The 13,207-nt window shown below is 44.7% G+C and carries 10 protein-coding genes and 1 CRISPR repeat array (1 of these 11 running past the window's edge); all 10 genes read right to left on the reverse strand.

Annotation, left to right across the window (positions count from 1 at the left end; translation table 11 throughout):
- A CRISPR array of direct repeats spans nt 1-3,376; the repeat unit is 29 nt; unit sequence CGGTTCATCCCCGTGGGCACGGGGAACAC; it begins 2,147 nt to the left of the window's first position.
- Nucleotides 3,377-3,449: 73 nt separating this feature from the next.
- On the reverse strand, nt 3,450-3,752 hold the full coding sequence (gene cas2e, locus ACOJR9_RS14210; RefSeq protein ID WP_071980303.1) for a type I-E CRISPR-associated endoribonuclease Cas2e: 303 nt from the start codon (nt 3,750-3,752) through the stop codon (nt 3,450-3,452).
- A gap of 5 nt (nt 3,753-3,757) precedes the next feature.
- Nucleotides 3,758-4,678, reverse strand: a complete 921-nt coding sequence (gene cas1e, locus ACOJR9_RS14215; protein ID WP_420933587.1) for a type I-E CRISPR-associated endonuclease Cas1e — start codon at nt 4,676-4,678, stop codon at nt 3,758-3,760.
- Nucleotides 4,679-4,680: 2 nt separating this feature from the next.
- A complete protein-coding gene (locus ACOJR9_RS14220; RefSeq protein ID WP_420933588.1) occupies nt 4,681-5,502 on the reverse strand; it encodes a KilA-N domain-containing protein in 822 nt (273 codons plus the stop codon).
- A 20-nt stretch (nt 5,503-5,522) separates the two neighbouring features.
- Complete coding sequence (locus tag ACOJR9_RS14225; protein ID WP_420933589.1) at nt 5,523-7,046, reverse strand: type I-E CRISPR-associated protein Cse1/CasA; 1,524 nt, start codon at nt 7,044-7,046, stop codon at nt 5,523-5,525.
- On the reverse strand, nt 7,043-7,690 hold the full coding sequence (cas5e, locus tag ACOJR9_RS14230) for a type I-E CRISPR-associated protein Cas5/CasD (protein ID WP_420933590.1): 648 nt from the start codon (nt 7,688-7,690) through the stop codon (nt 7,043-7,045). Before cas5e ends, ACOJR9_RS14225 begins: the two co-directional genes overlap by 4 nt.
- Before the next feature lie 10 nt (nt 7,691-7,700).
- Complete coding sequence (gene cas7e / locus ACOJR9_RS14235; RefSeq protein ID WP_420933591.1) at nt 7,701-8,714, reverse strand: type I-E CRISPR-associated protein Cas7/Cse4/CasC; 1,014 nt, start codon at nt 8,712-8,714, stop codon at nt 7,701-7,703.
- 18 nt (nt 8,715-8,732) lie between these two features.
- Nucleotides 8,733-9,170 (reverse strand): type I-E CRISPR-associated protein Cse2/CasB, encoded by a 438-nt coding sequence (locus ACOJR9_RS14240; RefSeq protein WP_420933592.1) that lies wholly within the window; start codon nt 9,168-9,170, stop codon nt 8,733-8,735.
- 10 nt (nt 9,171-9,180) lie between these two features.
- On the reverse strand, nt 9,181-9,723 hold the full coding sequence (cas6e, locus tag ACOJR9_RS14245; RefSeq protein ID WP_420933593.1) for a type I-E CRISPR-associated protein Cas6/Cse3/CasE: 543 nt from the start codon (nt 9,721-9,723) through the stop codon (nt 9,181-9,183).
- Complete coding sequence (gene cas3 / locus ACOJR9_RS14250) at nt 9,723-12,179, reverse strand: CRISPR-associated helicase/endonuclease Cas3 (RefSeq protein WP_420933594.1); 2,457 nt, start codon at nt 12,177-12,179, stop codon at nt 9,723-9,725. Before cas3 ends, cas6e begins: the two co-directional genes overlap by 1 nt.
- Nucleotides 12,180-12,297: 118 nt before the next feature.
- Entirely contained in the window at nt 12,298-13,134 is an 837-nt protein-coding gene (locus ACOJR9_RS14255; protein ID WP_420933595.1) for a WYL domain-containing protein, read from the reverse strand.
- Between the last annotated feature and the right edge of the window lie 73 nt (nt 13,135-13,207).

Below are 13,207 nucleotides of genomic sequence, written 5' to 3' on the forward strand. Positions count from 1 at the left end.
CCGTGGGCACGGGGAACACATTGATAAGCACGGCATCTTGAACGGTGATACCGGTTCATCCCCGTGGGCACGGGGAACACGATTCGAGTTTAACGTTGTGGGATTCAAGTTCCGGTTCATCCCCGTGGGCACGGGGAACACTCGTACAGTTCTTACACTTCATTCGGTCAGAACGGTTCATCCCCGTGGGCACGGGGAACACTTTAATAACTTGTTTTTTATCAATGTATCGTCCGGTTCATCCCCGTGGGCACGGGGAACACACAGACAAAAACGTCATTGATGTTTCCACAACCGGTTCATCCCCGTGGGCACGGGGAACACCCGTAGCGTTTCGTTAGCGGTGAGGTGCATAACGGTTCATCCCCGTGGGCACGGGGAACACCTCTAGCGTGCTGGGGCTAGATTGGAAGGGCACGGTTCATCCCCGTGGGCACGGGGAACACTACGAATTTGAATACGAAGTTCGGGATAGTGACGGTTCATCCCCGTGGGCACGGGGAACACGTTTTGCACTTCATCTTGGGCCTGCTTATCGTCGGTTCATCCCCGTGGGCACGGGGAACACTCTTCGGGATTTGTTTTGGTTTCGTGATGTTTCGGTTCATCCCCGTGGGCACGGGGAACACGTTTGATTCTTGGCGGAATGACCGGGTTTTTTCGGTTCATCCCCGTGGGCACGGGGAACACCTTTAACGGTAGGTATTCCTACAGCACGTAGACGGTTCATCCCCGTGGGCACGGGGAACACTTCTATGCGCTTTTTCTTGCCCTCAGTGATGGCGGTTCATCCCCGTGGGCACGGGGAACACTAGCGATAGTCTACAAACTCAACATTTAGCAACGGTTCATCCCCGTGGGCACGGGGAACACACAAAAAATCTGTTCTTCTACGTGGTCTGGTTCGGTTCATCCCCGTGGGCACGGGGAACACTATATTTAATATGCCAGGCTAAACGAGTGGCGCGGTTCATCCCCGTGGGCACGGGGAACACGCTTTCGCTGTTTCTGTAGTCACTCCGTAAACCGGTTCATCCCCGTGGGCACGGGGAACACGTTTGATTCTTGGCGGAATGACCGGGTTTTTTCGGTTCATCCCCGTGGGCACGGGGAACACTGCCATTGGCAATGGCCTTTACCTCATACCAACGGTTCATCCCCGTGGGCACGGGGAACACTTACCTACTGCAGCAAGTTCTTTATTGAACTGCGGTTCATCCCCGTGGGCACGGGGAACACGGCTTTTATCTCATTCATACGCTGACGAGATTGCGGTTCATCCCCGTGGGCACGGGGAACACGGTGTGTGCTGCTTTTGTTCCGTTGCAGACGCCGGTTCATCCCCGTGGGCACGGGGAACACTAATGATTGCGGCATTTATTCAATGCTCCCCCCGGTTCATCCCCGTGGGCACGGGGAACACGTCAACGGTTGGTTTGTCTGGTACCCGAATTACGGTTCATCCCCGTGGGCACGGGGAACACCTTTTTCATAAGTTGAAAGCCCAGATTCAATTCGGTTCATCCCCGTGGGCACGGGGAACACAAATGCCAAATGGTGAGCGAGTTCTTTTCGGCCGGTTCATCCCCGTGGGCACGGGGAACACCTCTTTCTCTACCATTACGCACATAACACCAGCGGTTCATCCCCGTGGGCACGGGGAACACTATTAACCGCACGACACTCTCATGTATCAAAGCGGTTCATCCCCGTGGGCACGGGGAACACGATTGCGCCGTATTTGTCGATGTAAAAATTTTCGGTTCATCCCCGTGGGCACGGGGAACACATTACCTCCAGAATAAGGATTAACGGGATCGTCGGTTCATCCCCGTGGGCACGGGGAACACTTTTGGTCAATATACCAGTGAGCGAACCGCAACGGTTCATCCCCGTGGGCACGGGGAACACTTCGTCGTGTACTCCTCACTGCAAGCCTACGGCGGTTCATCCCCGTGGGCACGGGGAACACCGTAGCATTATATTGTTTACGTAATTCATTAACGGTTCATCCCCGTGGGCACGGGGAACACGGATATGAAGAAGTTTGTTAATTAAAGGCTGTCGGTTCATCCCCGTGGGCACGGGGAACACCTCTGCAAAACCTCCGCGAAGCGGTTCGGATTCGGTTCATCCCCGTGGGCACGGGGAACACTTGCTGTTGTTGCATTAGCCTCTGTTGCATTTCGGTTCATCCCCGTGGGCACGGGGAACACGGCTTGCGTCTCTGAATGACTACGCTGTGCATCGGTTCATCCCCGTGGGCACGGGGAACACGGCCACTTGCCATTGCCATGTTATTAATTAGGCGGTTCATCCCCGTGGGCACGGGGAACACGAATGCTTCTTTAGGCGTTGACGGGTATTCCCGCGGTTCATCCCCGTGGGCACGGGGAACACAGTTCTCTGATTGGGTGTGCCATAGTGTTAACCGGTTCATCCCCGTGGGCACGGGGAACACGACTTCTCCAGAGAGACATTGTCCGAGCAACGCGGTTCATCCCCGTGGGCACGGGGAACACTGTTTAGATTTGCGAGGTTTCTTTATCCACTGCGGTTCATCCCCGTGGGCACGGGGAACACGTACCCCTTTGATTTGCGCATATTCGATAGGTCGGTTCATCCCCGTGGGCACGGGGAACACAAGTAGCAAGGATCCCTATCCCGTTCGATAGTCGGTTCATCCCCGTGGGCACGGGGAACACATCGAATCCACTGCAGAAGGGAAACAGGGATACGGTTCATCCCCGTGGGCACGGGGAACACGCTGCTATCATCTAGGCGAGCCTCAGAGATAACGGTTCATCCCCGTGGGCACGGGGAACACACATGGGCATTAACTTTGAGATTGCGCCAAAGCGGTTCATCCCCGTGGGCACGGGGAACACTGTTGTAGTTAATAAAAACGGGTCACTAACTGCGGTTCATCCCCGTGGGCACGGGGAACACCCCAACAGGTTCAGGCAAGTCAGTTTTTCTAGCGGTTCATCCCCGTGGGCACGGGGAACACTCTTACCTCACTAGACCACCAGTATCTAAATTCGGTTCATCCCCGTGGGCACGGGGAACACTAATAGGTAGTATATTTTTTTTAAATATCTAGCGGTTCATCCCCGTGGGCACGGGGAACACCCGAGCGTCACCTTTCGGAATTAGGAATTCTTCGGTTCATCCCCGTGGGCACGGGGAACACTAAAACTCAAATATGGCGCGGTGGAAAGCAACCGGTTCATCCCCGTGGGCACGGGGAACACGTCAGTACCTAAGCCAGTGATAGCGTCAGTTGCGGTTCATCCCCGTGGGCACGGGGAACACGTTGGTGGTGGTGGCGTACCTGTTAATGTTGACGGTTCATCCCCGTGGGCACGGGGAACACTCTAATTATAGACAGTTGATCTATAAAAGAAAAAATAAAGGTTAAAATTCTACCAACTTTTTAAAGAACAGAATTATGAATTTTGGTCAGAATCAATAGGTAAAAATCGGACCAATCTTAGTCCATCAACATCAATAGGTTCTCGTCTATTTTCACCAAAAGTCTGAAACTCAAAGCCAGACTCATTATTGGTTGCCCATGCCATTACTGCATTTCCTTCATCAGCCAACTCGGTTATCTGAAACCAAATCATTTCGCGAACCCGCCTTGAAACATTCCCAACGTATACACCAGCTCTAACTTCTAATAACCAAACAGCAAGCCGTCCTCTCAATCTAGGGGGTACAGCTTCTGTCACCACAGTTAACATTGTCATAATACTTATCCCGTTCTGTGCCCTTCATTTCCGATATTCCTAGGCTCTGGTATAGCCGGTGGTTGACTATCCCTAGGGGGCTCTGGAGGAGTTATCTCTCCAGCACTCAAGACGTCTTCAATTAAAGGAATCAGGCGGTTTAATAGCTTAGTTTCCCGAAAAATATTGCGGCATGCAACGCGTACTTCTCTATCAGGACTACGGGGCCGTTTTGAGGCTATTTTGAATGCTTCTGGTACTACGGATTCGAATTTTACTATATCGGCCATGTCATAAACGAATGACAAAGGCTTACCTGAATGAATAAACCCAATCGCTGGGGCGTACCCTGCCGCTAATATTGCTGCTTCGGTTACACCATATAAACAAGACGTGGCAGCGCTAATGCATTGATTAACGACATCGCCTTTATCCCAATCTTTGGGGTCGTACTTTCGGCCTCGCCATTCAATACCATACTGCTTCGCAAGCAGTTCATAGGTTTTACGCACCCGTGCTCCCTCAATACCACGCAGTTGATCTACACTTCGTCTTTCTGGGGCCGGCTCTCCAAATCGTAGTTCAAACATTTTACGAACCACTTTCAATCGCAAATTCTCATCCAGCGCCAGTTTGGCTTGATACAACAATTTGTCTGACCGAGCTCCACCAGGTTGACCTGCGGCATACAACCTCACGCCAGCTTCACCGACCCAAATTAACAATGTACCAACCTGCGCCGCCAGTTTTATCGCTGCATGAGATACCCGAGTACCAGGCTCAAGCATAATGCAAACAACCGAACCCACGGGAATATGCATGCGCTCGCCATTGACCTCATCGATTACCACAAACGCACCATCTTTGACGTCGATTCGCCCCATCCCAACAAAAATCATAGAATTGCGATCTTTAATAGGAATAGGTTTAAGTGGAATAAATGCCATATTTACTCCTTTAACAACGGATTTTTGGAAATATTTGCTTCAATCAGGACCTGCATTTGCTGAATGGCTAATTGGTTCAGTTTTACAATCCTCTCTGATTGCTTAATGCCCTGCTGAATAAAATGGGCATTCATGGATTCCATATTAGCTAAACAAACAAGTTGATGAATGTTGGCGTGATCGCGCATATTGCCGCTGAGCTGAGGGTTTTTATCGCGCCATTGCTTAGCCGTAACACCAAAAAGTGCAACATTTAGCAGATCTGCTTCGGTGGCGTATACACAGGCTATTTGTTGGTTATTTAGCGTTTCCGGAATGAGGTGCTCTTTTACCGCATCGGTATGGATCAGGTAATTCACTTTTGCGAGATTACGTCGAATATCCCAGCCAAGTTGTTCGAACTCTTGTTCTTTTAAACGTTGGAACTCTTTAATCAAATAGAGTTTAAACTCAACAGAAATCCAACTGGCAAACTCAAAAGCAATATCTTTTTGTGCGTAGGTACCTCCATAGCGACCGGCCTTTGAAATGAGTCCAATCGCATTGGTTTTCTCTATCCATTGTTTGGGGGTAAGTGTAAAACTATTCAACCCTGCTTCTTTTTTAAAGTCATCGAATTCGATGACTTTAAAAAGAGAGTTATTGAGTTGCTCCCAAATACCTAAAAACTCGATGGTATTTCTGTTCCGCAACCAATTACCGATTATCACACCTGTTCGGTCTTTATTTTTGAACCGGGCAATATCTGTAATACAAATATACTCCACGCCTTCCTGGGTCATGGTTCCGATTGTTTGTTCAAGAACTTGCAGTTTGGGTTTCATCGACACTCCTTGTAGCGGTGTTATTCTTTATTGAGAATGTACTCACCTTTAATCAGTGCCTTGAATAATGGCAAATCGTGTTGATATTTACGCTGAACGTCGGAATAGATTTTTTTGGCTTCTTGGTTAAGACGTTTTTGGGCTGAATGCCTTAAATGATGTGCATCTCGTTTATCAACATCAACCAAGACGCTTTGAATAATGTTCTGTGCATTTATGCAGAACTGCTGTACTCCAGTATCTCTTATTCTTTTTATGTACTCCTCGGTCTGTTTACTTTTCTTATACTTTTCAGCGCCAAATAATTTGTTCAGTGCCCGCTTCAGCCTATCCTTAATTTCCAAACCACTTTTGACTACATCATTTACTTTAGCTAAATTTTTGCTTAAAGACGAAGGAAGCGGGTACAAGTCGTATACTCTTCCGACAACAGTAGCTTCTTGATTTCTTTTTAAAATATTACCACCTACAATGCAATGTACTGGCTCAGCACTTAAAACTTCGTTTGTAAATTGGGTGAGAATAGGAGCTGGTACATGACCATCATTAGTTTCTTTTTTAATAACTAGCGACAAAAAGTCTTCCCAAGATTGCCAATGCTGATCTCTTGCTCTAACCCCTGTAATCCCATTTTCTATAATTTGAAATGGTGTGTATGGATTCATCCACCATCCAGCACCAAGTTCTCTACCAACTGAAGTTGAACCATACTTTCCTTCGAATTTTTTATGTCTAAATTGCTTTATAAACCTATCAGTAATGCTGCCACATATATCACAAGTTTCCTGCCCGTCTTCGATATCAAATTGTACAAAGTATGAGAGAGCAAATAGCCCCCTTATCAATCCTATAGCATTAGCTTGATAAACCTCTACTTGCGACCCCTTTGCATCAACCGCAAGCCTTTCTTCAATTGACTTTACCCACATAGGTTCATCAACTTCATCTTTTAATGGGCATATTTTCCTAAAATAATCATGACAATAACAATTCATAAGTAATGTTTTACTTAACTTCGAATTGAAGAGCAAAACACTTATTGTTCCACCGCCTCTGATTCCTGTAGCCCCACCAACACCCATTGCTTTTGCATGTATATTCATTTGGTAATTATAATTACAAGCTGGCATGCAATCAGGGCATACTTTCTTCAAGTCATCAATTGAAGAAAAAAGTCCAGATGCGTCTTTAGTAGAGCTACTCTCGATACCTGATACCATTTTATGCACATCAGCAGAAAACCATTTTATGTCCTTTTTTGGTGCTGCCTGCATAAATGTCTCAGCGCCAAACCACTCTGTGTTTGTGTTTGCCAATTTTTCATCATATTCTTCTGCAGTAAGTCCTTCTGCCAGATAACGTCTTAAATCATTAGTACTTGGCTTTAAAACAGCTGTCACAAGCGAACTTAAGAGTTGCAGCATGGCCAACTGAATTTCATCAAAATAGTATTGAAGCTGATAATCATTATCTGAAGTCAACAAAGTACGCAGCGATATTTTGCCTTGATTGGTAGAAATAAAATCATCTTTTAGCAGATTCATATGGCGACTTCCTTTTCTATTTTGCTGTTGGGTGCAGCACAAACAAACACCGTTCGCATGGCAAACTTTCGAGGATTTACGGTTGTTTGGTCTCTCACTTGGAGCATTGCTACCTGATTATCTCCCGAAACATCACTGAAGATCTGACCTCCATGTTGAAGTACTTTTAACGCATTCGCAGGGTTACTTTCTTCAATAACTGTCTCAAACAATGGGCGAGTGAGAGGACAACACTTCCTCCCTTGGAATAACGTAAAAGATGGTGATTTTACTGCTTTTTGTAAATCCAAAATAACGCTTTGCTCAGCACTGAAAGCAAAGGTATATTCTGAGTCACACCAGTATTCACGATACGTTGGTTTAGTCCCAGGTTGAATTTTTCCTACCGGACTTCGAAAATTTTGAACGGTATGATAGTCAACCATTTTCTCGCCGCTTTTGTTCACTTGCACAGCAATATGTAATTGCTCGGACAATTCAAAAAGCGCCTTATGCTGTGAACGTGAAATCCCTTTTGCAGCACCCAACAACCCTATAATCGCTGATCGTGTGGGAAAATGGCTTACACGACGATGTACGTCGAATGTTTGTAAGCCATAAGCTGACATACCTTCTGTTTTCAATATTAAGGTGGCGGTATTCATAACCTGCTCCTTAGAATTGAATATCACGAATTTTATTTACCCAGCTAATCGTTTTGCTATCTGCACTGCCCGTTAAATCCATGCCAATCGCGTTAGACTGCATGTCGTAAGCATCTTTAAGTTTTTCGTAATGACTCACTAACGCTGCAACTGAATTTTCCATCACATCACCGGTATTTTCGATGGGCTTTCGGAAAGCATTTGCTAAAGACAACGGCTGTTCATCTCGTGTTACTAATACAAAGTCTGCTTGATTATATGCAGCAAAGACTTTTTGTTTAGCGGAAGGCGTAACTTGAGCAAAACAACGTACTATGGTCTGCACCACGGCCATGACATCTTCTGCTGTAGATTTTACATTTTTAGCAAGTAAGTCTAAGTTGATACTCGCATATCGATAAAAGACACCAGAGCTAAATTCTGTCGTGCCAATATGACCTGAGCCTTGCTCTGCCAAGTCATCACAAGCGGTAAACCAATCGACTTCGATATCAGCACTATGTGTTGTAAGACTGTGCGCAACACTCATCGCCGCCTCTACGTTACGTTCGGGGCAACTTGCATCCATCCGCCCAGAAAGTGCAACATCAAACGTTGGAATATGTGCCGTTTTCTTTAATTCCTTTAACTCAGTTCCTGCCGCAACCATATTAATTGCTTCACGAATGGCACCAATTGCGTAAGGTTGAACTGCATCAAAATAGCGCTCGTCAGTTTTTTTATCTTTTGTTACTTTTGACCCCATATTAAGCAAAACATCTTCTATAAGCTTGGGTTCTACTTCTGGCATACTTTCAATACATAGAGACAGAAGTTCATCAAACTTATTTGTACGTATCGATTTTTCTTCTACGGCATTTGTGTAAATGTCACTTTGTCGAATTGCACGCTTCAAGCACTGACTGGATATTCGGCTTCTTACCGTACCACCAAAAACGGCTGTTTTTTGTAAGCCGGAATCGTCGCGATTCATCATTGAAGAAGGATGAGAAATAAGGGTGTGAATGTTGATAAAAGTAGTCATAAATAAGTCCTTTTTAAATTAATCTTTTTCGGTTTCAAGTTTTGCTGAATTAGCTAATATGAAGGATTTGAGTAATTGGCGCCTTGCATTATCTCCCCAGTATTGTGCTAGTTGCCCAAGACTCTCGGGGTTAACGTTGCTACAGCGCACTAATTGGCGCTTTAAATAATCCACACCATTGTTTCCGCTTCGGATTAGCTGAATAATCTGGCTTTCTTTGACCCCAGCAGCTAACAAAGCTTCAGCCACTGTTCTGCCAGTATCACTGTCGCTCAATTTGGTGTGTAGAAACAAAAACAAGATTCGCTGCGTTTGCTTTGAATCAGCAGCTTTTGAATAAGCTAGCACTCTGAAATAAGCAGGACTGTTCGCCAGTGTTTTTAAGCTACAGCGCTTAAGTTCCGCTTTGTCAGCCTTCGAAATTACGCTCAAAGCTCTAAGTATTGATTTGTACATATTCGCTCCTTTACATTACCCGGGCTAGGGATAGCAGTCCTGCTCCCGCGTGTTTTTTACGCCCAATACCCATTACAAGTGCTTGTTCAATAGAAGCGACATTCAATACATGCAAAACCCCTTCAAACAAAACGAAGCGGCTGTTGAAAGACTTTTTACTTCTAACAAGCAACGTATCCATAGCAGTTACCTGAACGTTAGCGCCAGCAAGTTTACGCTGAAGCCATTGAACTTGTTCGGCGGGTTCTTTTATCTCAATAACCTTTTTACTCTTGCTGAGGCACTTCGTTGGGTAAGCCAGCAACTTAAATTTATAGCTACTATCTAACACTATCTTAGGTGCAAATTCTTTGGTCACTAATACTTGTGCTTGCTCGCAAGACGTTGGCTTCGTTGCAGACTGCAACAGTAATTCACACCCTTTATGTGTTTGTTCCTCTACTCGAAAAAGATGGTCCCTTTTTCTGTCAGGTGTATTGGGAAATAACTTCCACACTGCCTGATGCTGCTCGTAAGTGTCGTGGGTACTAACCACGACTTTTGACAAATACATTATTCACCTCCTGTATTGAATTCTTCGACTAAATCTGCGCGAATGAAGCCCATGTTTGTATACTGTATGTCTTTACCAACAACCGCTTTTAAGCAGAAGTAATCGGGATGTTTTGTGCCTTTTGCGTGTTTGGGCGGCAACGAAATAAGGCTACGCTCTCGGTCGGCTTGCTCATCGAAGCTCCCCCCATGCAGCAACGCTCCTGACTCATCAACTAGTACAACCGAAACGCTCATTTCTCCCTCTCGGGTTAATAGCGCGCAGCGGGGATCAACATCGTTTAATGGTTTTGATTGCATTGCACTGATTTGCCTAGCCGTGTAATGGCTTCCCTCACCTTTTAATTCAAAGGCATCTGCAATTTCTGTAATTGCTTCAGGTTCGTTTTCGTAAGTCACAGGGGAGTGAACGTACTCAATGGCTTCACGATAACAGTCAGGAAAAATGAGCTTGTCATTTAGTTTAAAATATTCTTCTGTTCGGTATAGCCAACGAATATTCTGATAAACAAAACCGCTACCAGAATAGTGTGTTTTCACCTTACTAATACTCTCATCCAATTGAATGCTTTCTTGGGGAATCAAAGTAATAAATAGCGGTTCTTCTATGGTGCTTATTCGTGAATGTAAATCTGTATTTTTCCGTTCGTGCCGCCACAAACGCCCCATACGCTGCATTAAATACTCTATTGGCGCTAGTTGACTGACAATTACATCAAAATCCAAATCTAACGATTGCTCAATTACTTGGGTAGCAATCAGCAAGCGCCCTTCACGTTTGGCATTTTTTCCATACTTTGTTAACACCATCTCCTCTACTCGTTGCCTGTCGCCATAGGTAAAACGAGCATGAAATAGATCTACTTCTAGTTCAGGCAGTTGATTTTTTATCTTTTGAAACAAACGCTGTGCATCGGCCACTGTGTTAAAAATAACGGCAACTACTGCACCCTGTATCACCCAGTCACAAAGTGTTCCAACCTGCACATCATCCGGAAAACAATCTGGCGCCAACCATTGTTGAGTATGTACAATTTTTCGAACTAGCTGCTGTTGTTGCTTTGTAGGTAAAGCAATTGAATTAGTAGCGCCATTTAGATCAGCATGCGTAATCAGTGGATAATCATCCGAATCAGAGTACCCACCATATGTACTAAGTAATTTATTCCTGATGTGGCGTGGCAGTGTTGCTGATAGTAATATCACACTTGAAAAGGCTTCATGCTGACCTTTTAACACTTGCTCGATCAGTGCCATCATATAGGCATCAAAACTGTGAATTTCATCGAGAATAAGTACTGACTTTCTAGTACCAAACGAGCGCACAAATTGGTGTTTTATACCCAGTACTCCCATGAGGATCTGATCGATAGTAGCTACCGACGTTGTGCCTAGAAATGCACGTTTCTTTGATTGATGTAAAAAACCACTCTCGTCTGTAACAATATAATGTGACTTGCCATGTGTAAGTGTTGTCTTTGTATCAGGAAATAGTAAATCGGCAGCATGCTGTATTCGTGCGAAAAGCCCGTTTGCAGTAGCTTGGGTTGGTAAGCCAAAAACAACTCCATCAGCTAAGCCAGCTTCAACAAGCATAGATGCATAAGACAGTGCAAACTCAGTTTTACCTGCTCCCGTATCTGCCTCAACCAAGGTTAAACCGGGTGACAATGGTAATTCATCAAGTAGGCATTGAATGCCTCTTGGTGAATAGTCGGGAAATAAAAAGTTAAAACCCGCTCCTATTATTGAAGTAATCAAGCCACTATCTCGCAGAACCTTCTCTGCTCGCGGAAGAACTTGTTCGTAATATGCTTGTAAATCATTAGTCGGAGAAGTTATGAAATTCGTTAATGAAGAACCAAGCCAATCCGCGACACTGCAAAACCCAGCTAGGAGCGGAATATCTCCAACATCAGGTATGCTTTCCAAATCACAAAAAACCAAGCAATATGCTACCCATTCTGATCTTGCCTGCTTATCAAGCGCAATTAACTCATCATCTGCTGTCGGTTCTTCGTAATTAAAAGCCGTATCGCAGTACCCGTGATGTCCTGCAACGGCTTTCATCGCCTCACTAAAGCCAAATTCCGCTAAGAATTGTTTAAAACCACTAGAGCCATGAGAATAGTAAGAAAGATCTTCTTCTATCCACCATCCATCACCTTGAAGTTTTTGTCGAATATCCTCTCTGAAGTGTTGAAAACGACCATCGAATTTACCTAAATCGTGAAGTAGAACAAAGAATAAAACTATACGACGTGCCAAGTCAGGTTTAGTGTTTAAATACAATGCAAAACGTTTTAATAGAACCGGCGAAAGCGCTAGCCATTTATCTGCCACCGCCGCCACATCCAAACAATGGTAAGGCAAGAGGTGATAATCGGCGCCCGACTGCTCACTGTCTTTTTTAGCTTTACCCCAATATTTAAAATAGGGAGGTAGTTCCTTATCCATGCTATTCCTTCATATTCGGAAAATACTGTTTAAGTACATTTCCATATTTCTACCTCATCTACAATAAGGTAAATAAAACCAGTAAATTAAGTTTACCGATTGAATGCGCTTACATCGGCTAGTTACCGAATAGCCATTCTTTTACGTCGCTTTCGTTTACCAGTACAAGCTGCTGCTGTTGAGGTGTTTTCGCTAGAAACTCGGTTCTTACGCGCATTTCTTGAATCAAGTATTGGGCTAATGCGGGCTTTGTCTTGATCAGTAATTCACCGTTCTTCATTTGATAGTCTTGCTCAATAACAGCGCTTTGCGCTTTTGAGAACCTTGGATCGGGTTGTATTCGCAAAACGATTTCTGTATTCCAACCTGGATCATCTTTTTCAAAAAATGTGGCCTGATCCATTAACAACGGAGTGCCGCGAAAACGGCTTAATACAAAATCACGAAATTCAGAGCGATACTCACAATACCCTCTCAAGTGCCAACGCAAACCAGTTTTAACGAGAGAATGAGGCTGAATTACTCGATCTTCAAACGAAGACGTGTTCAGTGACAAGTATTCAACGTCAACGCGCCTCCGTTGTTTAATTGCACCTATGAGCCCTCGCATTACCTGTGGGCTTACCCGCCTTGAAGGGAGCTTCAATTCAGTCGATATTGAAGATTGATTTGAGTTACTCGTTTTAGCGCGATAGCCGTTTAGCCAATCTAAATACTCGGCAACATCAGTAGATATAAATTGGGCGTTGAATTCAGTCTGTGTTTGATGCGCTTTCACACTACGGTTGTAGATTAGCTGTGAGGGATAAAGGGAATTGTAAGCTGATAAATATTTCTTGGCCTGTGTAGCACTTATAAGAAATGCATCAATAAGATCTTTACTATTTACTTTTCCTTGCCAATACGCAAGCAGTTCAATTAGCCAAAAATACTTCGATTCCGCTTTGTCTTCCATGATAGTGATCAGTCAAAAATTGCCGTCCTTACTTTATACGCTAACATTAATTTGCAACTTTGGTTACTTTTTT

Source organism: Alteromonas ulvae, assembly GCF_048987005.1.
In the GTDB taxonomy this organism is placed as follows: Bacteria; Pseudomonadota; Gammaproteobacteria; order Enterobacterales; family Alteromonadaceae; genus Alteromonas.